The 20,499-nt window shown below is 72.2% G+C and carries 18 protein-coding genes; 9 read left to right on the plus strand and 9 right to left on the minus strand.

All coding sequences use genetic code 11. The annotated features are described in order from the left end of the window. The first annotated feature begins 452 nt into the window (after positions 1-452). The gene (gene ppdK / locus DSC45_RS13930) at positions 453-3,176 is read left to right on the plus strand and encodes a pyruvate, phosphate dikinase (RefSeq protein WP_119290692.1); all 2,724 of its coding nucleotides are present in this window, start codon (positions 453-455) and stop codon (positions 3,174-3,176) included. A gap of 264 nt (positions 3,177-3,440) precedes the next feature. On the opposite strand, the gene DSC45_RS13935 is transcribed toward ppdK, so the two are convergent. From DSC45_RS13935 to DSC45_RS13950, 4 genes are all read right to left on the minus strand, one after another. Beyond that, positions 3,441-4,367 (minus strand): oxidoreductase, encoded by a 927-nt coding sequence (locus DSC45_RS13935; protein WP_119290694.1) that lies wholly within the window; start codon positions 4,365-4,367, stop codon positions 3,441-3,443. A gap of 85 nt (positions 4,368-4,452) precedes the next feature. Beyond that, positions 4,453-4,818, minus strand: coding sequence for a nitrite reductase small subunit NirD (gene nirD, locus DSC45_RS13940; protein ID WP_119290696.1), 366 nt, complete (start codon positions 4,816-4,818; stop codon positions 4,453-4,455). Further along, a complete protein-coding gene (gene nirB, locus DSC45_RS13945) occupies positions 4,815-7,427 on the minus strand; it encodes a nitrite reductase large subunit NirB (protein WP_119290697.1) in 2,613 nt (870 codons plus the stop codon). Before nirB ends, nirD begins: the two co-directional genes overlap by 4 nt. Further along, positions 7,427-8,746, minus strand: a complete 1,320-nt coding sequence (locus tag DSC45_RS13950) for an NAD(P)/FAD-dependent oxidoreductase (RefSeq protein ID WP_119290699.1) — start codon at positions 8,744-8,746, stop codon at positions 7,427-7,429. The genes nirB and DSC45_RS13950 overlap by 1 nt, the downstream gene beginning before the upstream one ends. A gap of 245 nt (positions 8,747-8,991) precedes the next feature. Between DSC45_RS13950 and DSC45_RS13955 the strand changes: the two genes are divergently transcribed. From DSC45_RS13955 to DSC45_RS13965, 3 genes are all read left to right on the plus strand, one after another. Then, positions 8,992-10,374 (plus strand): ferredoxin reductase family protein, encoded by a 1,383-nt coding sequence (locus DSC45_RS13955; RefSeq protein ID WP_240434632.1) that lies wholly within the window; start codon positions 8,992-8,994, stop codon positions 10,372-10,374. Between the two features lie 96 nt (positions 10,375-10,470). Next, positions 10,471-10,671, plus strand: a complete 201-nt coding sequence (locus DSC45_RS13960) for a hypothetical protein (protein WP_119290701.1) — start codon at positions 10,471-10,473, stop codon at positions 10,669-10,671. 37 nt (positions 10,672-10,708) lie between these two features. Beyond that, a complete protein-coding gene (locus DSC45_RS13965; RefSeq protein ID WP_119290703.1) occupies positions 10,709-11,491 on the plus strand; it encodes a sulfite exporter TauE/SafE family protein in 783 nt (260 codons plus the stop codon). Positions 11,492-11,518: 27 nt separating this feature from the next. Here the strand turns inward: DSC45_RS13965 and DSC45_RS13970 are convergent, their stop codons facing one another. The 3 genes from DSC45_RS13970 to soxR form a co-directional block, all read right to left on the minus strand. Beyond that, positions 11,519-12,232, minus strand: coding sequence for a class F sortase (locus DSC45_RS13970; protein ID WP_119290705.1), 714 nt, complete (start codon positions 12,230-12,232; stop codon positions 11,519-11,521). A gap of 107 nt (positions 12,233-12,339) precedes the next feature. Continuing rightward, a complete protein-coding gene (locus DSC45_RS13975; RefSeq protein WP_119290707.1) occupies positions 12,340-12,882 on the minus strand; it encodes a hypothetical protein in 543 nt (180 codons plus the stop codon). A 319-nt stretch (positions 12,883-13,201) separates the two neighbouring features. Then, entirely contained in the window at positions 13,202-13,657 is a 456-nt protein-coding gene (gene soxR, locus DSC45_RS13980; RefSeq protein ID WP_119290709.1) for a redox-sensitive transcriptional activator SoxR, read from the minus strand. 52 nt (positions 13,658-13,709) lie between these two features. Here soxR and DSC45_RS13985 point away from each other — a divergent pair, with 52 nt between their 5' ends. The 3 genes from DSC45_RS13985 to DSC45_RS13995 all read left to right on the plus strand — a co-directional run bounded on the left by DSC45_RS13985 (position 13,710) and on the right by DSC45_RS13995 (position 15,301). After that, the gene (locus DSC45_RS13985; protein ID WP_119290711.1) at positions 13,710-14,351 is read left to right on the plus strand and encodes an NADPH-dependent FMN reductase; all 642 of its coding nucleotides are present in this window, start codon (positions 13,710-13,712) and stop codon (positions 14,349-14,351) included. Between the two features lie 102 nt (positions 14,352-14,453). Beyond that, positions 14,454-14,780, plus strand: a complete 327-nt coding sequence (gene cutA / locus DSC45_RS13990; RefSeq protein WP_119290713.1) for a divalent-cation tolerance protein CutA — start codon at positions 14,454-14,456, stop codon at positions 14,778-14,780. A gap of 74 nt (positions 14,781-14,854) precedes the next feature. Further along, positions 14,855-15,301, plus strand: coding sequence for a gamma-glutamylcyclotransferase family protein (locus DSC45_RS13995; protein WP_205571335.1), 447 nt, complete (start codon positions 14,855-14,857; stop codon positions 15,299-15,301). 55 nt (positions 15,302-15,356) lie between these two features. Here the strand turns inward: DSC45_RS13995 and DSC45_RS14000 are convergent, their stop codons facing one another. Together DSC45_RS14000 and DSC45_RS14005 are read right to left on the minus strand one after the other, a co-directional pair. Beyond that, a complete protein-coding gene (locus tag DSC45_RS14000; RefSeq protein WP_119290714.1) occupies positions 15,357-17,567 on the minus strand; it encodes a molybdopterin oxidoreductase family protein in 2,211 nt (736 codons plus the stop codon). A gap of 116 nt (positions 17,568-17,683) precedes the next feature. Continuing rightward, complete coding sequence (locus tag DSC45_RS14005; RefSeq protein WP_346426660.1) at positions 17,684-18,532, minus strand: SanA/YdcF family protein; 849 nt, start codon at positions 18,530-18,532, stop codon at positions 17,684-17,686. A gap of 119 nt (positions 18,533-18,651) precedes the next feature. Here DSC45_RS14005 and DSC45_RS14010 point away from each other — a divergent pair, with 119 nt between their 5' ends. Beyond that, on the plus strand, positions 18,652-19,332 hold the full coding sequence (locus tag DSC45_RS14010; RefSeq protein WP_119290719.1) for an HAD family hydrolase: 681 nt from the start codon (positions 18,652-18,654) through the stop codon (positions 19,330-19,332). A 183-nt stretch (positions 19,333-19,515) separates the two neighbouring features. Further along, positions 19,516-20,493: a sirohydrochlorin chelatase gene (locus tag DSC45_RS14015; protein WP_119290721.1), complete on the plus strand. Its 978-nt coding sequence runs from the start codon at positions 19,516-19,518 to the stop codon at positions 20,491-20,493. The last annotated feature ends 6 nt before the right edge of the window (positions 20,494-20,499 follow it).

Below are 20,499 nucleotides of genomic sequence, written 5' to 3' on the forward strand. Positions count from 1 at the left end.
GTACCAGGGTTCGCGCCGGTCGACGGGTGTCTCACCGGTGTCCTGGTCCGGTCCGGCAGGTGTCCGCGTAGGCGTCCGGATCCTGGAATGCGGCCGCCGGAAACGGCGTGATCCTCGCCACCCTTGATAGGGGTGATGCTCAGATGAGCGATTCCTAAGCGGTTGCACTTCTCCAAGTGAGGCACTCAGTGCCACCTCTTTTGTGTTCACCTGTTGAACTCAGGTGTACTGAGCCCCGCTCATGCGAGCGCCAGTCATCGGGATTTGGTCAAAGATCGTTCGGGATGTGAATCCATGGGCCGCTCTCCGGGTGTCCCGCCGTCACTTTCGATCTGCTGGCGGACGGGTGGTTACGGCCGTACGACGGGTTGGCGTGCATACCGCGACGCCTTCGATCTGGGTATGTTCCTCGCCGTCAGGGCAGCCACTGAGTCCTCGAGGAGTCGAGACCCGTGTCGGAAAACAAAGATCAGAAGTACGTCTACGACTTCACCGAGGGCAATCGGGACCTCAAGGACCTGCTCGGTGGCAAGGGCGCCAACCTCGCCGAGATGACCAACCTCGGCCTGCCCGTCCCTCCGGGCTTCACCATCACCACCGAGGCCTGCAAGGAGTACCTGGCCGGCGGTGAGGAGCCCGCGGCACTGCGTGACGAGGTCACCGCGCACCTCGACGCCCTCGAGCAGGCCATGGGCAAGAAGCTCGGCCAGGCCGACGACCCGCTGCTCGTCTCGGTACGCTCCGGCGCCAAGTTCTCCATGCCGGGCATGATGGACACCGTCCTCAACATCGGGCTCTCCGACAAGTCCGTACAGGGCCTCACCAAGCAGTCCGGCGACGAGCGCTTCGCCTGGGACTCGTACCGCCGCCTCATCCAGATGTTCGGCAAGACCGTCCTCGGTGTCGACGGCGAACTCTTCGAGGACGCCCTGGAGAAGGCGAAGGCCGCCAAGAAGGTCGCTGTCGACACGGACCTGGACGGCGCCGACCTGAAGAAGCTGGTCACCCGCTTCAAGAAGATCGTCAAGACCGAGGCCGGGCGCGACTTCCCGCAGGACCCCCGCGAGCAGATGGACCTCGCCGTGCGCGCGGTCTTCGAGTCCTGGAACACCGACCGCGCCAAGCTCTACCGCCGCCAGGAGCGCATCCCCGGCGACCTCGGCACCGCGGTCAACATCTGCTCCATGGTCTTCGGCAATCTCGGCCCCGACTCCGGCACCGGCGTCGCCTTCACCCGCGACCCCGCCTCCGGCCACCAGGGCGTCTACGGCGACTACCTGCAGAACGCGCAGGGCGAGGACGTCGTCGCCGGTATCCGCAACACCGTGCCGCTCGCCGAGCTCGAGTCGATCGACAAGAAGTCGTACGACCAGCTGATGCAGATCATGGAGACCCTCGAGACGCACTACAAGGACCTGTGCGACATCGAGTTCACCATCGAGCGCGGCCAGCTGTGGATGCTGCAGACCCGGGTCGGCAAGCGCACCGCGGGCGCCGCCTTCCGGATCGCCACCCAGCTCGTCGACCAGGGGCTGATCGGCGAGGCCGAGGCCCTGCAGCGGGTCAACGGGGCGCAGTTGGCGCAGCTGATGTTCCCGCGCTTCGAGGACACGGGGGCCGGCGACGGGAAGGGTCCCGAGCGACTCGGCCGCGGTATCGCCGCATCGCCGGGTGCCGCGGTCGGCAAGGCCGTCTTCGACTCGTACACCGCCGTCAAGTGGTCCCGTTCCGGCGAGAAGGTCATCCTGATCCGCCGCGAGACCAACCCCGACGACCTGGACGGCATGATCGCCGCCGAGGGCATCCTGACCTCGCGCGGCGGCAAGACCTCGCACGCCGCCGTGGTCGCCCGCGGCATGGGCAAGACCTGCGTCTGCGGCGCCGAGGACCTCGAGGTCGACACCAAGCGCCGGCGGATGACGGTCGGCGGCAGGGTCGTCGAGGAGGGTGACGTCGTCTCCATCGACGGCTCCACCGGCAAGGTGTACCTCGGCGAGGTACCGGTCGTACCGTCGCCGGTCGTCGAGTACTTCGAAGGCCGGATGCACGCCGGCGCCGACGACGCCGACGAACTGGTCGGCGCGGTGCACCGGATCATGGCCTACGCGGACCGGATGCGCCGCCTGCGGGTGCGGGCCAACGCCGACAACGCCGAGGACGCGCTGCGCGCCCGCCGCTTCGGCGCCCAGGGCATCGGCCTGTGCCGCACCGAGCACATGTTCCTCGGCGAACGCCGCGAGATGGTCGAGAAGTTGATCCTCGCCGACACCGACGAGGAGCGGGAGTCCGCGCTCAGTCAGCTGCTGCCGCTGCAGAAGAAGGACTTCGTGGAGCTCTTCGAGGCCATGGACGGGCTGCCCGTCACGGTCCGGCTGCTCGACCCGCCGCTCCACGAGTTCCTGCCCGACATCACCGAACTCTCGGTCCGCGTCGCGCTCGCCGAGTCCCGCAAGGACTCCAACGAGAACGACCTGCGCCTCCTGCAGGCCGTCCACCGGCTGCACGAGCAGAACCCGATGCTCGGCCTGCGCGGTGTCCGTCTCGGCCTGGTCATCCCCGGCCTGTTCACCATGCAGGTACGGGCCATCGCGGAGGCCGCGGCCGCCCGCAAGAACGCCAAGGGCGACCCGCGCGCCGAGATCATGATCCCGCTGGTCGGCACCGTGCAGGAGCTGGAGATCGTCCGCGACGAGGCCGAGCAGGTCATCGCCGAGGTCGAGGCCTCCACCGGCGTCAAGCTGAAGCTGGCGCTCGGCACCATGATCGAACTGCCCCGTGCCGCGCTCACCGCCGGTCAGATCGCCGAGGCCGCCGAGTTCTTCTCCTTCGGTACGAACGACCTCACCCAGACCGTGTGGGGCTTCTCGCGCGACGACGTCGAGGCGAGCTTCTTCACCGCGTACCTGGAGAAGGGCATCTTCGGGGTCTCCCCGTTCGAGACCATCGACAAGGACGGCGTCGGCTCCCTGGTACGCAACGCGGTGCGCGACGGTCGGGCCACCCGGCCCGACCTCAAGCTCGGCGTCTGCGGCGAGCACGGCGGCGACCCCGAGTCGGTGCACTTCTTCCACGAGGTCGGCCTCGACTACGTCTCCTGCTCGCCGTTCCGGATCCCGGTGGCGCGGCTCGAGGCGGGCCGTGCCGCCGCCGAGGCCAAGGGCAGCGACAACCGCTGACCGCCGGGCCGCAGGCCCTCCTGGACACCGGGACCACGCCGGTCCCCGACCCTCACCGATCGGTGTCGGTCCCGGTTCACCGCAGGAGAGGGCGCCCATGTGCGGGGGCGCCCTCTCCTGAAGACCTGCCGGTCTCCGTGCCGGCCGGGCCCCACAGCTCCGGGGCCGTCGAAGGGTCCCCGACCAAGCCGATCCTTCGACGGCCCCGGTATCTCCCGGTACTTCACGCCCGCTGCCGGTGCCGGGCGGTGCCTGGGCCGTACGTCAGACCTCGAGGCCCTCGTACGTGACCTGCGTGAGGCGTTCGCTCTCCGCCCAGAGCAGTTCTCCGGCCCTGTCGTTCAGCGTCCACTTGGCGCGCCAGGACGGGGCGGGTGCGCCGCGCCAGCCGAGCAGCCGTGGACCGGTGAAGGAGTCGGGGCCTACGCCGGGTGCGGTGGCCGCGTAGAGGGTGGGCAGGGCGCCGGACTCGGCCGGCTGGGCCACGATCCCGTTGCCGAAGTGCACGAGGCGCTCGACGGTGTGGCGACCCTCCATCCGCACCCCGGCGGTCTGCAGGTTCGTCTCCGCGTAGCCGGGGTGGACCGCGGCGGCGACCACGTCGGAGCCGACGGCGTCCAGGCGGCGGGCCAGCTCGTGCACGAAGAGCAGGTTGGCGGTCTTGGATCTGCCGTACGCGACCCAACGCCGGTATCCGCCCTCGCTGTTGAGGTCCCTGATGTCGATGTTGGAGAGCACGTGCAGACCGCTGGACACCGTGACGACGCGGGCCCCGGGTGTCGCGAGGAGGCGCGGTAGGAGCCGTCCGGTCAGTGCGAAGTGCCCCAGGTGGTTGACGCCGAACTGCCGCTCGAAGCCGTCCTCGGTGGTGGAGTACGGCAGTGCCATCACACCTGCGTTGTTGACCAGCAGATCGAGCCCGTCGCCCGGCAGCTCCTGTGTGAACTCCCGTACGGAGACCAGATCTCCGAGGTCGAGGCGCCTGAACTCCACGTCCGCGTGCGGGACTTCGGCCCGGATGCGCCCGACCGCCTCCTCGCCGCGCGTCTCGCTCCGGCAGCCGAGCACGACCCTGGCTCCGGCCCTCGCCAGCTCCTGCGCGGTGACGAACCCGATCCCGCTGTTCGCCCCCGTCACCACGGCCGTACGCCCGCTCTGGTCGGGCATGTCCCGCACTGTCCAGGCCGTCATGGCGGACCTCCCGTCCGGATCGCCGATCTTGTCGCGTCCAGCGTAGGGCTTGTCGTTCGGATCGGCGTGGGGCCACGATCCGCCTTCAGCGGACGCGTACGTCGTAGCTGGTCAGGATGACCGTGTCGTCGTCCAGGCAGTGGCCCGATTCGAGGTCGAAGCGCTGTTTGAGCAGTGGAGAGGCGACGAACGGACGGCCGGAGGCGTGGCCGAGCAGGCCGCGGGAGAGGACCGCGGCGCCCGAGAACGGGTCGCGGTTGTCGACCGCGTAGAGCCGGCCCGTACGGTCGCGGAAGAGGGCGACCTGGCGGCCGTCCGGGAGCAGCGCGGCCACTCCGCGTCCCGGGAGCAACCGCTCCGCCGGGCAGAGAGTGAACCAACCTTCTTCCAGGCGGAGTTGGACCGAAGCGACGGCCCTGGTGCCAAATGCTGTTGCTGTGCGGCTGGTCATCGGATGGCCGTTCCTTCCAGGGTGGCGGCCGTGCGGGGCGGGCCGAGGGTGAGCAGCGGCAGATCGGGCTTGATCTGGTCGCGCTCGGGGACGAAGCGGACCGTGGGGTCGGGGGCGCCGGGCGCGTTCACGAAGGACACGAAGCGGGCGAGGCGGTCGGGGTCGTCGAGCGTCTCGGCCCATTCGTCGCGGTAGTGCGCGACATGCGTGCCCATCAGGGACTCGAGCTCGGGGCCGATGCCGAGCGAGTCGTGCACCACCACGTCCCGCAGATGGTCGAGCCCGCCCTCCAGCCGGTCCAGCCAGGTCGCGGTGCGCTCCAGGCGGTCGGCGGTGCGGATGTAGAACATCAGGAACCGGTCGATCAACCGCACCAGTTCGGCGTCGGACAGGTCCTGGGCGAGCAGGTCGGCGTGGCGCGGGGTCGCGCCGCCGTTGCCGCCGACGTAGAGGTTCCAGCCCTGGGCCGTGGCGATCACCCCGAAGTCCTTGCTCTGCGCCTCCGCGCACTCCCGCGCGCAGCCCGACACCGCGGACTTCAGCTTGTGCGGTGCCCTCAGGCCCCGGTAGCGCAGCTCCAGATCGATCGCCATCCGCACGCTGTCCTGCACGCCGTAGCGGCACCAGGTCTGCCCCACACAGGACTTGACCGTCCGCAGCGCCTTTCCGTACGCGTGCCCCGACTCGAAGCCGGCATCGACCAACCGGGCCCAGATGGGCGGGAGTTGATCGACCCGGGCGCCGAACAGGTCGATCCGCTGGCCACCCGTGATCTTGGTGTACAGGCCGAAGTCCCGGGCCACCTCGCCGATCACGATCAGGTTCTCCGGGGTGATCTCACCTCCCGGGATGCGCGGGACGACCGAATAGGAGCCGTTGCGCTGCAAGTTGGCGAGGAAATGGTCGTTGGTGTCCTGCAGTGCGGCCTGCTCGCCGTCGAGGACGTAGCCGCTCGCGCCGATCACCGGGGCGAGCGAGGCGATGATCGAGCCGACGGTCGGCTTGCAGGTCTCGCAGCCGTCCGTGCCGCGCGCCTCCTCGCGCCCGTGCGTGTCCAGGAGTTCCTGGTACGAGGTGAGGCGCAGAGCCCGCACGATCTCGTACAGCTCCTGACGGGTGTGGGCGAAGCAGCCGCACAGGCCCTTGTCGACCTCGATGCCGGACGCTTCCAGTTCGGCATCCATCAGCTGTCCGAGGATCTTGACGCAACTGCCGCAGCCCGTCCCGGCCTTGGTGCACTTCTTGACCTCCGGCACCGTCCCGCAGCGGTGTTCGGTGACCGCGCCGCGGACGGTGGCCTTGGTGACGTTGTGGCAGGAGCAGATCACGGCCTCGTCGGGCAGTGCGGCGGGTCCGAGGGCCGCGGGTGCGCCCGCACCGGCCGGCAGCACCAACTGCTCCGGCGCCAGCGGGGGTTTGCTGCCGGTCAGGGCGCGCAGCGTGCCGTACGCCTCGGCGTCTCCGACGAGGATGCCGCCGAGGAGCGTGCCCTCCGGGTCGACGACGAGCTTCTTGTAGACGCCCGCGCGCGAGTCGGCGTACACCACGTCCAGGCAGTCCGCCGCCGTGCCGTGTGCGTCGCCGAAGGACGCCACGTCCACGCCGAGCAGCTTGAGCATGGTCGAGCGATCGGCGCCGGTGAACCCCTGGTCAGCGGTGCCGTCGGCGATCGCGGCTGCCGCGGTCCGCGCCATCTCGTAGCCCGGCGCCACCAGGCCGTACACCCGGCCGTCGGCCGCCTGCGCGCACTCGCCGATCGCGTACACGGCCGGGTCGCCGGTCCGGCAGTCGGTGTCCACGGTGATGCCGCCGCGCTCGCCGACGCCGAGCCCGCACGCGCGGGCCAGCGCGTCCCGCGGCCGCACGCCGGCCGAGAACACCACCAGATCCGTGGCCAGTTCACCGCCGTCCGAGAGTCGCACCCCACTCACCGAACCGTCCTCACCGGTCAGTACCTCCTGCGTACCGGTGCCGGTGTGTACGCGCAGGCCCCTGCCGGACAGCGTCCGAAGCAGCGCTCTGCCGCCGCCCTCGTCGACCTGCACCGGCATCAGGCGCGGCGCGAACTCCACGACATGCGTGGCGAGTCCGAGCCCGTCGAGCGCGCCGGCCGCCTCCAGGCCGAGCAGCCCGCCGCCGACCACCAGGCCGGTGTGCGCGGACTTCGCGTACTCCTCGATCGCCAGGAGATCCTCGATGGTGCGGTACACGAAGCAGCCGCGCGCGTCCTTGCCCGGTACGGGCGGTACGAAGGGATACGAGCCCGTCGCGAGCACCAGCGTGTCGTAGCGGAAGGTGCGTCCGGAGCGCGCGGTGACGGTCCTGGCGGCGCGGTCGAGGTGCTCGGCCGGGTCGTCCAGATACAGCTCGATGCCGTGCTCGGCCATGAAGTCCGTTGCGGTGAGCGAGAGTTCGTCGGGCGTGCGACCGGAGAAGTAGGAGGTGAGGGCGACCCGGTCGTAGGCGGGGCGGGGTTCCTCGCACAGGACGACCACCCGCGTGCGCTCGGTCACCTTGCGCGCCGCGAGCTCCTCGAGGAACCGCTGGCCGACCATGCCGTGGCCGACGAGCACGATCGTGGGGGTCGCCGCGGTGGACGGTGCGGGCATCAGGAGCCTCCATCGTTGGTGAGCAGGTGGAGCAGAGGTGCCTCGGTGAGCGGTTCGTCGGCGCCCCAGGCGCGGGCGAGGGTGCCGACGGCGGAGAGCTCGCCGAGCAGTACCCCGCCGACCAGCCGGTCCTCGCGGACGACGACCTTGCGGTACGTGCCGCGGGTGGCATCGGTGAGGTGCACGACGTCGTCGCCCGGCGACGCCTCGGCTTCACCGAAGGCGGCCACGTCGAGGACCCCGGTGGGGTGCGGCGGCCCGGTGCCGGTCAGGGTGAGCCGGGTCAGGGCGCGGGTGCCGGTGTAGCGGCACGGGCCGCGGCCGGTGAGGGACTGGGCCAGGGCGTCGGCCTGTTCGACGGCGGGGGTGGCGAGTCCGTAGACGCGGCCCGCGTGTTCGGCGCAGTCGCCGATCGCGTGGATGTCCGGGTCGCTGGTGCGCAGTGCGTCGTCGACGACGATGCCGCGGCGCACCTCGAGCCCGGCCGCGGCGGCCAGTGCGGTACGAGGGCGGACTCCGCAGGCCAGGACGACCAGTTCGGCGTCCAGGACGAATCCGTCGGCCAGTTCCACGCCGGTCACCCGGTGGTGCGGCCCGTCGGGTTCGGCAGTCCGCGGCGACCGGCCGTGCGCCGCTGCCGCGGAGGGGGGTGCGGCCGTGGTGCGCAGTCCGCGTACCCGGCATTCGGTGTGTACCTCGACGCCGAGGCGTGCGAGGTGCGAGGCGACCAGTTCGCTTGCCGGGGCGTCCAGTTGGCGTTCCATCAGGCGCTCGCCCTGCTGGGCGAGGACCACCTGGGCGCCGCGTTCGGCCAACGCCCGCGCCGCCGAGACGCCGAGCAGCCCGCCGCCGATGACGACCGCACGCGTGCCCTCCCGGACAGCCGCCGAAAGCGCCAGGCAGTCGTCCATGCTGCGGAAGGCGTGCACCCCTGTGGGCAGGCCGGGGCTCGGTGAGCGGTCCCTCGGCCCGTCCGCCGTCGCACCCGCGAGGCCCCGCAGCGGTGGCAGGACCGGGTTGGAGCCGGTGGCCAGGACGAGGGCGTCGTAGCCGGTCTTCGTACCGTCGCCGCCGTGCACGACGTGCGCGGACCGGTCGATACGCGCCACCCGGGCCCGCCGGACCGGTCCGGGGGAGGGCAGCGCGGCCAGCTCGGCCTCGTAGCGCCCGGCCAGTACCTCCGCGAGCAGCACACGGTTGTACGGCGCGTGCCGCTCCTCGCCGAACAGTGCCACGTCGACGCCGCCGGCCGCCCGGAGCTGCTGCGCCAGGCGCGCTCCCGCCGTCCCGGCGCCGATCACCACGATCCTCCGACTCATGGCTCCGAGCGTGCGGCGCAGGTGTTACCCGACGGCATCCGAGCTGTTTCCCGTGCGGAACGCTGCGCTCAGCGACGGGAGAGGGCGTATGTGAGGCCCCGGCACCGGGCGGACACGCTCCCGTTCAACTGGGGTGTCACGGTGGCTTAATCGCCGGTGAGCCGATCCTCAAGGCCGCCTTAAAGATCCACTGCGAGGTCCGGACCAGTGATCCGCGGGCGTCGTGACGGCTTATGTTCGGCGGCGTGACCATCGAGGCCGCCATCGACGAACACCCCGCAATGCCCGCACGGCACCCGGCTGCCGACCGAGCCGGGGACGCTCCGCGTATCCCGCCGCGCGTCCTGCGCGCCGCACTCCTCGCCGGCGCCACGGCGGTGACCCTGCTGTGGGCAGCCCAACTGCAGCCCTCGGCCCGGCTCGACGCCCTCTTCGCCGGCGGCGCCCACCTCACCGGGCTCCTGGCCGGATACGGGGTCCTCGTCATGCTCTTCCTGATGGCCCGGGTCCCGGCCGTCGAACACGGCATCGGCGCCGACCGGCTCGCCCGCCGGCACGGACTCGGCGGTCGCTGGGTGCTCACCCTGTGTGCGGCACACGCCCTGCTCGCCCTCTGCGGATACGCGGTGCACACCGACACCGACGTGATCGCCGCCACCCGCGCACTGCTCGGCTATCCGGCGCTCGCCGCCGCCACGGCCGGCGCCCTGCTGCTCCTCGTCGTCGGTGTCAGCTCGGCTCGCGCGGTGCGCCGCCGACTGCCGCACGAGACCTGGCGGTCGCTGCATCTGCTCACGTACCTCGCGGTGGCCCTCGGCTTCGTCCACCAACTGGCCGGCCCGGACGTGGCGAGCAGCGCGGTCGTCGTCTGGATCTGGACGATGCTGCACACCACCGTCGCCGCCCTGCTGATCTGGTACCGGCTCGTCGTCCCCGTACGGCAGGCGCTGCGGCACCGGCTGACGGTCGTCGAGGTGCGCGGCGAGGCGCGGGGAGTGGTGTCCGTGGTGATGCGCGGGACCGGGCTCGACGCGCTGTGTGCCGAGCCCGGCCAGTTCTTCCGCTGGCGGTTCCTGCGGGCGGGGCTGTGGCGTACGGCGCTGCCGTTCTCGCTCTCCGCGCCGGTACGCGACGACACTCTGCGGATCACCGTGAAGGCACTCGGCAACCACAGCCGTCGCATCCGGCGGCTCCGTCCCGGCACCCGCGTGCTCGCCACCGGCCCGTTCGGCGCGCTCACCGCCCGCCGCCGCACCCGGCGCAACGTCCTGCTGATCGCCGGCGGCGTCGGCATCACCCCGATGCGCACGCTCTTCGAGACCCTTCCGGCCGGCCCCGGCGAACTCACCCTCCTGTACCGCGCCAACAGCGCCGACCAGCTCGTACTGCGCAGCGAACTGGAATCCATAGCCGCCGCCCGCAGGGCCAGGCTGCACTACCTGCTCGGACCCTCCGACGGCCCGTACGACCCACTGGCTCCGCACGCGCTGCGCGACCTGGTGCCGAGCCTGACCGAGCACGACGTGTACGTCTGCGGCCCGCCCGGCATGACCAAGGCGGCACTCTCGGCGCTCGGCCGGGCCGGGGTCGCCGAGGACCGGATCCACGCGGAGGACTTCGCCTTCTGAGCCACCCGAGTCCCCGCGCCGCACCCGCAAGCGGCCGCAGGGATGTCCGCGCCGCCCAGCTCCGAGATCCGTCCCCCCCCCCGAAAGGCACCGGCGATGTCCCGCCACCGCAGAACCACCGACCGCTCGCCGCTCCCGCCCCACCTCGCGCGGCAGCGCCTGGCGGCCGCCCTGACCGCGGCGGGCGCGATCGCCGCGACCGTGCTGGCGATCACCGTGCAACCCTCCGCGCCGCCCGCCCCCGACCGCCTGCCCGACCCGACCACCTCAGAAGTCGCTCAACTCCGCAGATTTTGATGGACGCCACACCTATCGCGTCCATAGGGTCGCGATCATGCCCGACATAGCCCTGACCACACTCGTTGTCCTGTGCCTGGCCGCGGCGGCGGCCGGCTGGATCGATGCGGTGGTCGGCGGCGGCGGGCTCCTGCTGCTCCCCGCCCTGCTCCTCGGACTCCCGGCCGGCACGCCTGCCGCCACGGCGCTCGGCACCAACAAGGCCGTCGCGATCGTCGGCACCACGGGCGCCGCCGTGACCTACGTACGCAAGGCGCCGGTCGACGTCCGCACCGCCGTGCGGATCGGGCTCGCGGCGCTCGCCGGGTCGATGGGCGGGGCCTTCTTCGCCGCCGGGATGAGTACCGAGGTGCTCAAGCCCGTCATCATGGCGGTCCTGATCGGCGTCGCCGCGTTCGTGATCCTCAAGCCCGCCTTCGGCACGGCACCGTCCGCCGCACCCCCTTCCCGACGCCGCATCGTCGCCGCGATCGCCCTGGCCGGAGTCGGCATCGGCTTCTACGACGGTCTGATCGGACCCGGCACCGGGACCTTCCTCGTCCTGGCGCTGACCGCCGTACTCCACCTCGACCTGGTCTCCGCCTCGGCCACCGCGAAGATCGTCAACGTCTGCACCAACGCCGGCGCGCTCGCGATGTTCGCCTGGCAGGGCGCGGTGCTGTGGCAACTGGCCGCGCTGATGGCGGCGTTCAACCTCGTCGGCGGCATGGTCGGCGCCCGGATGGCACTCAAGAAGGGCAGCGGCTTCGTCCGTATCGTCCTGCTCGTCACGGTCTTCGCCCTGGTCGGCAAGATGGCGTACGAGCAGTGGCTGGCCTGACGCCTGCCTGCCGGGAAACGACAGGCCCTAGCCGCGCGATCCCGTCAGATGAGCGAAGACCACGACATTGCCCAGATAGCCGGTCTTCTTCGAGTAGCCGCCGCCGCAGGTGATGATCCGCAGCTCCGGCCGGGAGGCGGCGCCGTACACCTTCTCGTCGGGGAAGGCCCGGCTGTCGTAGACCTCCACGGCGTCCACGGTGAAGAGCGCGGTGCGGCCGTCGGCGCGTGCCACCTCGACCTGGTCGCCCTTGTGCAGGGCGCCGAGTGCGTAGAAGACGGCGGGTCCCTCGGCGTTGTCCACATGGCCGGCGACGATCGCGGTGCCCCGTTCGCCGGGGGAGGTGCCGGCTCCGTACCAGCCCGCGAGATTGCTGCGGCCGGCCGGCGGTACGTCGAGGCTGCCGTCCGCCGTGAGGTGCAGGTCCATCAGCGGGGCGTCGACGTCGATGCGGGGGATGCGTATGCCGGTGGGGTTCGCGGCGGGCAGTGCGGGGGCCGACGGCAGGGCGTCGCGGCCGGTGTGGTCCGCGGCCTCGGCGGCGGTCGGCTGGGGAGGAGCGTCGGCGTCCGCGGCACTCCCCAGCAGCCAGACTCCGGCGCAGAGGGCGAGGGCGCTGACGCCGCCTATCGCCACGTTGGCCGTGCGCCGTCGCCTTGCGCGGACGCGGCGGGGTTCGGGTGCGGGCCGTTCCGTGCCCTCGTCGGAAGTCCTGCTGTGGGGCTTGGGCGCAGGGTGCATGTCGAGCCTCCTCGAGGGGTCGTTCGGCCCTGTCCCCCTTCAGGCGGCACGGGGCCGGGCCTGAAGGGGGAGGGTCCGCGGTACCGGTGGACAGCGGAGGGTGTCCGTCAGATCCCGTCGCCTCTCGCCCGGCGATGCAGGAGCCAGGTACCGCCCGCGGCGGCTACGGCGAGTGCCGCCACACCCGCCGCGGTCTGTACGGGGTCGGGACCGAGTGCGCCGCCGACCCCCGTCTTCACATGTCCCTTCGGATTCACCTGATCCCCGGCGGTGGTGAGCGTGACGACCAGGTCGCCCGACACCTCCTTGCCGGCCGCGCACTTGGCACGGATCGAGTACGTGCCGGGCGACGCGGACGTCGGCACCTCGAAACGGCCGGTGGTCCGATCACTCCCACCGGGCGCGAGCCGGAACGCACCCGCGCCGACGGCACTCGCGTCTCCCGTGGCCGCGGCGCGCGTCCCGCAGGCCGCAGTGTCGGCGGTGACGGGATCGCCGGGCACCGCCCGCGCCGGACGGATGTCGAGGCGCTGGTCCGCCGTACCGCCCGGATCCGAAGGGCCCGCGGCAAGGGCCGGGGCGGCGGCGAGCCACGCGGCGGCCATGACGCCGAGCGCGGTCCCGGTCAGCAGACGAGTGGCGGTGCGCATGCGAGTCCCTCCGAGTAAGGACACGGCCGGCGGCACCCCCAAGTGCCGCTGCGTCGGCCGAACCCTTGTCTCCGAGGTAAGTGGCACTCGCCCGGGTACGCCTCCCGGTGTTTCGCCGGATGGCGGCACCAGGCCCGGTGCGTGGGCCCGCGATCGGGGTGTTTCGGCAGGTCAGCGGTGTGCCGGTGGGCTTTCGTGTTCCACTCGGGAGTGCGCCTGTGAACGGGTGATCCCGGGGGTCGGCGGGCGGGTGCGGGGGAGCGGTTCGGTGCAGGGAGGGCGGGGTTCAGGACGGTGCGGGGTTCATGAGGTTCCGGGTTCAGGACGGTGCGAGACGGCGGGCTCCCGGGCCTTCCTCGGCGAGTACGTCGTACGGGTTGGACAGGGCGCAGCGGTCGATGGACAGGCAGCCGCAGCCGATGCAGTCGGTGAGGTTGTCCCGAAGGCGCTGCAAGGTGCTGATCCGCTCGTCCAGATCGGAGCGCCAGCATTCCGAGATACGCGCCCAGTCCTCGCGGGTCGGCGTGCGGTCGTCGGGCAGCAGGGCCAGCACCTCGCGGATCGAGGCGAGGGGGATGCCCAGGCGCTGCGAGGTGCGGATGAAGGCGACCCGGCGCAAGGTGTCGCGGCTGTAGCGGCGCTGGTTTCCGGACGTGCGGCGGCTGGTGATCAGGCCCTCGCGCTCGTAGAAGCGCAGAGCGGAGGTGCTCACGCCACTGCGTTCGGCCAGTTCGCCGACCGTGGCTTCCTTGGCGTTCCAGGCGAGTTGAGACATGCTCGCCAGCGTAGCTTGACTTCAACCATGGTTTAGGTACGAGCCTGGATTCATGACCACACAGACGTCCCCCGCACCTGCAGTTTCCGCTGTTTCCGACGCTTCGAAGGGTGCGGACGCACCGCTCCGCGTCGCTGTCGTGCTCGGCAGTAACCGTGAGGGCCGGTTCGGCCCCGTGATCGCCGACTGGGTACTGGCCCATGTCCGCGAACGATCCGGATTCGAGGTCGAGTTCATCGATCTCGCCGAGGACGAACCGCCGTCCGCCCTGTCCTTCAGCCCCTCGCCCGAGGCCGCCGACCGCCTCGGGCGCATCACCCCCAAGCTCGCGGCCGCCGACGCGTTCGTCGTGCTGACCCCGGAGTACAACCACTCGTTCCCGGCGCCCCTGAAGACCCTGATCGACTGGCACCGCGCCGAGTGGGAGGCCAAGCCCGTGGCCTTCGTGAGTTACGGCGGCATCTCCGGCGGCCTGCGCGCGGTGGAACAGCTGCGGCAGGTCTTCGCCGAACTGCACGCCGTCACCGTCCGCGACACGGTCTCCTTCCACAACGCGGGCGCGCTCTTCGACGACGCGGGCAACCACCTCGACCCGGCCGGCCCCGACGCGGCCGCGAAGACCATGCTGGACCAGCTGACCTGGTGGGGCATCGCCTTGCGGGAGGCCAAGGAGGTCCGCCCGTACGGAAGTTGATCCTGGATCCGTGCTGCCGTCCCGCCGGCGCACACCCGTCCGGGAGGATGGGGCCGCCGGCCGGGCCAGCGGACCCGGCGTGAGTCGAACCAGGAGGAACCCGTGCCCGACGAACCCACCGTCCTCAGCGTCCTGACCACCACCGACACCGAGGACAAGGCGGCCGCGCTGGCACGCGGCGCGGTGCGGGCGCACCTCGTCGCGTGTGCGCAGATCGTCGGCCCGGTGACGTCCGTCTACCGCTGGGAGGGCACGGTCGAGACCGCCCGCGAGTGGCAGGTCGTCCTCAAGACGACCTCGCTGCGCTATCCGGACCTCGAGGAGTGGATCAACCGGACTCACGACTACGACGTCCCGGAGATCCTGGCCACTCCCGTCACCGGCAGCCCCGACTACCTGTCCTGGGTCCGCCAGGAGTGCACGCCGTGACGGTGCCGGGGGAGGAGCGCGATCGCGGCGACCCGGCACCGCGGGAGCGGGTCCGGCGCGGTGCCGCGGACGATGTGCCGGACGGCTCCGGTCCGCGGCTGCCCTTCTTCGTCTACGGGACGCTGCGGCCCGGCGGCCGGTACCACGACGCCTATCTGAACGGACATCTGCTGGCCGAGGAGCCGGGCCTCCTCCAGGACACCCTCCTGTACGAGGGCCCCGGCTATCCGTACGCCGTGCGGACACCCTCCGCCGGGCCCGTACGCGGCTCTCTGATCACCCCACTACCCGCCCACTACGCGCGCGTGCTCGATGCCCTCGACCACCTGGAGGGGTACCGCCCCGGCTCCCCGGACCACCTCTACGACCGGGTCCCGCTCGACGTACTCCGCGAACCCGCCCCCTCCCGGAACGCCCTGCCCCAGGCCGTCCGCGCCTGGGTGTACGTCGCCCCGGCCGGCCTCGCGGCCCGCCTGCGCGCGAGCGGTACGCCGCTCCCGGGCGGGGACTGGTTCGCGTGAAGAGGGCGTGCCGGACCGGGAACCGGGACGGTGCGGCGGAGCGAGGGGGGGCGAGTCAGGCGGAGGGGCGCCGCGGCTCAGCTTCCGGTTCCGCGGCCCCGTCCGTGGCCCGTTCCACGCGGACCGCGCAGGTCTTGAACTCCGGCATCCGGGACGTGGGATCGAGGGCCGGGTTCGTCAGGTTGTTGGCCCGCCCGGCGCCCGGCCAGTGGAACGGCATGAACACCGTGTCCGGCCTGATCGTCCGCGTGATCCGGGCCGGCGCCACGGCCCGGCCGCGGCGGGAGACCACCACGAGCGGGTCACCCTCGGCCGCGCCGATCCGCGCGGCGAGCCGCGGATGCAGTTCCACGAACGGCCCGGGCGCCGCCTCGTTCAGCTCCGCCACCCGCCGGGTCTGGGCGCCCGACTGGTACTGCGCCACGACCCGGCCCGTCGTCAGCACCACCGGATACTCGCCGTCCGTCTCCTCCGCGGCCGGCCGATGCTCGACAGCGGCGAACCGGGCCCGCCCGTCCGGATGCGCAAACCGTTCGAGGAAGAGCCGCGGCGTACCGGGATGGGGGCTGCGTTCCGCCGGTCCGGGCTCCGGACACGGCCAGAACACCCCTTGCTCCTCGGCCAGTCGGCGATACGTGATGCCGGAGTAGTCCGCCGGACCGCCCGCGCTCGCCCGGCGCAGTTCCCCGAACACCTCCTCCGGCTCCGTCGGGAACCCTTGCCCGACACCGAGCCGCGCGGCGAGTTCGTGCAGCACGTACAGATCACTGCGTACCTCCCGCGGCGGCTCGACCGCCTGCCGCCGCAGCAGGACACGGCCCTCCAGGCTCGTCGTCGTGCCGGTCTCCTCGGCCCACTGCGTCACCGGCAGGACGACATCGGCGAGTCGGGCTGTCTCGGACAGTACGACGTCGGCCACGGCCAGGAAGTCCAGGGACCGCAGCCGCTTCTCGACATGCGCGGCACGCGGCGCGGAGACCACCGGGTTGGACCCCATCACCAGCAGCGCGCGCAGGTCCCCGCCGAGCGCGTCGAGCAGCTCGTACGCGCTACGGCCCGGCCCCGGCAGGGACTGCGGCGGTACACCCCAGACGCCGGCCACGTGCTCCCGCGCCGCCGGGTCGGTGAGCCGGCGGTAGCCGGGCAACTGGTCGGCCTTCTGGCCGTGTTCGCGTCCGCCCTGCCCGTTGCCCTGGCCGGTCAGGCAGCCGTAGCCGGACAGCGGGCGGCCCGCGCGGCCGGTGGCCAGAGACAGGTTGATCCAGGCGCCCACTGTGTCGGTGCCCTTGGACTGCTGCTCGGGTCCACGGGCCGTGAGCACCATCGCGTTTCGCGGAGCGGTGAACAGCCGTACTGCTTCGCGTAGTTGGGGCACCGGCACGCCGGTGATGCGTTCCACCAGTTCGGGCCAGTGCGCCATGGCCGCGGCCCGGGCCTCGGGCCAGCCGACGGTCCGCTCCGCCACGAACTCCGTGTCCGTGAGCCCTTGGGCCACCACCAGATGCAGCAGGCCGAGCGCCAGCGCCAGATCCGTGCCGGGGCGCGGCGCCAGATGCAGATCGGCCGCCTCCGCGGTCCGTGTGCGCCGCGGGTCGACGACGATCAGCGTGCCGCCCGCCTCCCGCAGCTCGGTGAGGAAACGCACGGCCGGCGGCATGGTCTCGGCCAGGTTCGAACCGACGAGGATCACGCACCCGGTCCGGGACACGTCCTCGAGCGGGAAGGGCAGCCCCCGGTCGAGCCCGAACGCCTTCTGCTGCGCCGCCGCGGCGGACGACATGCAGAACCGGCCGTTGTAGTCGATCTGCGCGGTGCCGAGCGCCACGCGCGCGAACTTGCCCAGCGCGTACGCCTTCTCATTGGTCAACCCGCCACCGCCGAACACGGCACACGCATCCGCGCCATAGGTGCCCCTGGTGCCGGCCAGTGCGCGTGCGACGCGGTCGAGAGCCGTCCGCCAACTGGCCGGCTCCAGCTCGCCGGTGACAGCGGAACGCACCAACGGACCGGTCAGCCGGACCCCGCGCGCCAGCAGCGCCGGCGCGGTCCGGCCCTTGCCGCACAGCGCGCCCCGGTTCACCGGGAACTCCGTACGCTCCACCACGGCCAGCCCACCCGGCTCCCCCTCCGCCGGTGCCAGCCCCATGCCGCACTGCAGGGCGCAGTAGGGGCAGTGGGTGGGCGTGGCTGCGGCCGCCCGCGGACCGCCGACGGGCTCGCTGCCGGCAGGTGCGGGCGGAGTGAGGGAGGGGGCCGTGGAGTGCATCGCCCCAGCGTGCGTCCCCCGTGTTACGCCCCCGGCCGTCGTCGGTTACGCGAGCGGCACGCCACCCTCATCGGTGCCACCGGCCGACCGTGAGGCCGGGCCGACCCGCACGGCCGTCAGCGCGGTGCTGCCAACGCCTCCCGCACACCGTGCTCGCGGGAGCCGAGGAACGTCGGGTCCGGTTCCAGGACGACGTCGGCCGCCGCCTTGCTCGCGGCAGCCAGCTCCCGGACCCCGCCGTAGTACCAGGTCGCGTCCCGCACGTCGGCCACTCCCACACCGAAGGACTCGACGCCCGCCTTCTCGCACAGTGCCAGCGCCCGGCGAATGTGGAAGTCCTGGCTGACCAGGACTGCTCGGTCCACGCCGAAGATCCGCTTGGCGCGGACGCAGGAGTCCCAGGTGTCGAACCCGGCGTAGTCGCTGACGATGCGCCGGTCCGGCACGCCACGACGGGTCAGGTACGCGCGCATGGCGTCCGGCTCGTCGTAGTCCGCACGGCTGTTGTCCCCGGTGACCAGCACCACCTCGACCGTGCCCCGCTCGTACAACTCCGCGGCAGCGTCGAGCCGGTGGGCCAGATACGGAGACGGTTCGCCGTCCCACAGACCTGCCCCGAACACCACCGCGACCTCCCGCTTCGGCGCCTCGCCCGTACCCCCCACACGGCCTGCGGCCGCCGCGTGCAGCCAGGTGGACGGCAGCAGTGCCAGCACCGCCCCCAGCATCACCGCCTGCACCGCGCGCCGCTGCCCGCGCCGCGTCCGCGGCAGCCACGTGCTCGGCGGCCAGGCCCTCGGCGGCCGCGTCCCGGGCGGTCGGGTCCTGGTCGGTCGGGTCCTGGTCGGTCGAGTCCGGGGGGTCCGAGCAGCCGGTAGCCAAGCCGGTCGTCGCCAGGCCGTCAGCGGCAGCCGGAGCCGTCGTGGGCGCCTCTTCGGCTTCGCCTCGTCACGCATCCCTGTCATCCGCTTCCCCGTCCCACCCGTCACCTGCAACCCGTTTCCGGCATCCCTCGTTCTCCCCTCCCCAGCGCGCGATGCACCCGCGATGGACGTGGTCCGCGCGCGTGAACCAGACTCGGCCGGTGACGACTTCATCCTCCTCCGCTCCGAATCTTCGAGCGGTGCTGTTCGACTCGGGGGGCGTACTCATGCGCCCCATCGGCGGCCGGTGGAATCCGCGCGCGGACTTCGAGGAGAACGTGTCGGCGCACGATCCCTCCATCACCCCCGACCGCTTCGCCGACGCCATAGCCGCCGGAGATCGGTTCCTGGCCGACGCACACGACACTCCCGACCACGACGACTATCACCGAGTGCTGCTCGCTCGTCTCGGGCTCCGGCCGACGCCCGAACTCCTCGCCCAGCTGCGCCGGGACGTGCATCCCACGGCGGTGCTCGAACTGTTCCCCGACGTCCTGAGCACCCTCGCCGGGCTGAAGCGGCGCGGCGTCCGCCTCGCCGTGGTCTCGGACGCCTGGCCGGGACTGCCCGACCTGCACGAAGGCCTCGGCATCCGCGACTACTTCGAGGTGTACGCGATCTCCGCGGTGCTCGGCTGCGAGAAGCCCGACCCGCGTATGTACCACCACGCCGGCACCGGGCTCGGCCTCCAGCCGTCCGCGTGCCTCTTCGTCGACGACGTCCCGGACCTCGTCTCCGCGGCGATGGACCTGGGATACGAGGGCCGGGCGCTGTGCCGCACGGGAGCTACGGCACACGTCCCGGCCATCACGTCCCTGACCGAACTCCTCGACCTCTTCTGACCGTACGACGGGGGCGCCCCGTCGTCGCGCGGTCGTACGGCCCAAGGGCGCACGTCGCATCCCTGGTCGACACCACCGCCGAAGCCGGATCGCACCACTGACCGTCCCCTCCCGTGAGCTCGTGGAAAGACGCCGTGACCGGTGCGCAACAGCGACGCAATCCGGCGTCGTCACCCTTGGTGCATGACGGACTCGAACCCCGGCCGCACACCCAGCGGACACCAGTCCGGCCGCGTCCTGACCGCCGGCCCTCTCCACTCCAGTAACTCTCCGGGTACCGCCCATGGTTCCCTCGACAGCGCTGCCGAACTGCTCGGACGCATCACCACCCAACTGGGCGCGGGCCTCGGACGGTTCTCACCCGACGGCCCCCGCAGGGACGACACACCGCGCCACCACGGCCGGGCCCCCACCCTCGTCGTGGTGGCGCACGGAAGCCGCGACCCGCGCACCCCCGCCACCGTGACGCGGCTGCTCGACCTGGTCCGCGCACTGCGTCCCGGCCTTCCCGTGCGCCTCGGCCACATCGAGCTCAACGCCCCGCTGCTCGCCGACACCCTCGCCGGCCTCGCCGCCGAATCCGACCGGCCCGCCGTCCTCGTACCCCTGCTGCTCGGGCGCGGACACCACGTCGGACACGACCTGCCCGAGGCCGCCGCGGCCTGCCCGCTCGCCACCCGCGTCGCCGCCCCGCTCGGGCCGCATCCGCTGCTCGTCGAGGCGTTGAACGACCGCCTCACGGAAGCAGGCTGGCCGACGGCGCAGGACGCCGGATTCCGGCGCCGCGCCGGGGTGGTGCTCGCGGCAGCCGGTTCACGGGACCCGGACGGGCTGGCCGACACCCGGAGCGCGGCCCGCGCTCTCGCGGAACGTCTGGGGGTTCCGGTGCTGGCCGCTCACGCGTCGGCGGCGGGGCCGAGCGTGCGCTCGGCGGTGCGGGCACTCGCCTCGCGGGGCAGGGAGCAAGTCGCCGTGGCCTCGTACTTCACCGCTCCGGGACGGTTCGCGGCGCAGAGCGCCAACGCCGCGCCGTGGGTCGTGGGGGATCCGCTCGGGGCGCATCCGGCCGTGGGCCGGGTCCTTTTGGAACGGTACGACTGCGCTGCCGCGACGCTCGCGCGAACGGTCGCCCGCGGGGTGCCCGCTGTCGGAAGGGCGTGAGCCGCT

It is taken from the genome of Streptomyces sp. YIM 130001 (assembly GCF_003574445.1).
GTDB lineage: Bacteria > Actinomycetota > Actinomycetes > Streptomycetales > Streptomycetaceae > Streptomyces.

Bases quoted from the DNA above. Each gene is read 5' to 3' on its own strand.
- soxR (WP_119290709.1), bottom strand. From the start codon at position 13,657: ATGTCTCAACTCGCCTGGAACGCCAAGGAAGCCACGGTCGGCGAACTG.
- DSC45_RS14015 (WP_119290721.1), top strand. From the start codon at position 19,516: ATGACGGACTCGAACCCCGGCCGCACACCCAGCGGACACCAGTCCGGC.
- nirB (WP_119290697.1), bottom strand. From the start codon at position 7,427: ATGCCCGCACCGTCCACCGCGGCGACCCCCACGATCGTGCTCGTCGGC.
- DSC45_RS13965 (WP_119290703.1), top strand. From the start codon at position 10,709: ATGCCCGACATAGCCCTGACCACACTCGTTGTCCTGTGCCTGGCCGCG.
- DSC45_RS13975 (WP_119290707.1), bottom strand. From the start codon at position 12,882: ATGCGCACCGCCACTCGTCTGCTGACCGGGACCGCGCTCGGCGTCATG.
- DSC45_RS14005 (WP_346426660.1), bottom strand. From the start codon at position 18,532: ATGACAGGGATGCGTGACGAGGCGAAGCCGAAGAGGCGCCCACGACGG.
- DSC45_RS13970 (WP_119290705.1), bottom strand. From the start codon at position 12,232: ATGCACCCTGCGCCCAAGCCCCACAGCAGGACTTCCGACGAGGGCACG.
- DSC45_RS13935 (WP_119290694.1), bottom strand. From the start codon at position 4,367: ATGACGGCCTGGACAGTGCGGGACATGCCCGACCAGAGCGGGCGTACG.
- nirD (WP_119290696.1), bottom strand. From the start codon at position 4,818: ATGACCAGCCGCACAGCAACAGCATTTGGCACCAGGGCCGTCGCTTCG.
- DSC45_RS13960 (WP_119290701.1), top strand. From the start codon at position 10,471: ATGTCCCGCCACCGCAGAACCACCGACCGCTCGCCGCTCCCGCCCCAC.
- DSC45_RS13950 (WP_119290699.1), bottom strand. From the start codon at position 8,746: ATGAGTCGGAGGATCGTGGTGATCGGCGCCGGGACGGCGGGAGCGCGC.
- DSC45_RS13985 (WP_119290711.1), top strand. From the start codon at position 13,710: ATGACCACACAGACGTCCCCCGCACCTGCAGTTTCCGCTGTTTCCGAC.
- DSC45_RS14000 (WP_119290714.1), bottom strand. From the start codon at position 17,567: ATGCACTCCACGGCCCCCTCCCTCACTCCGCCCGCACCTGCCGGCAGC.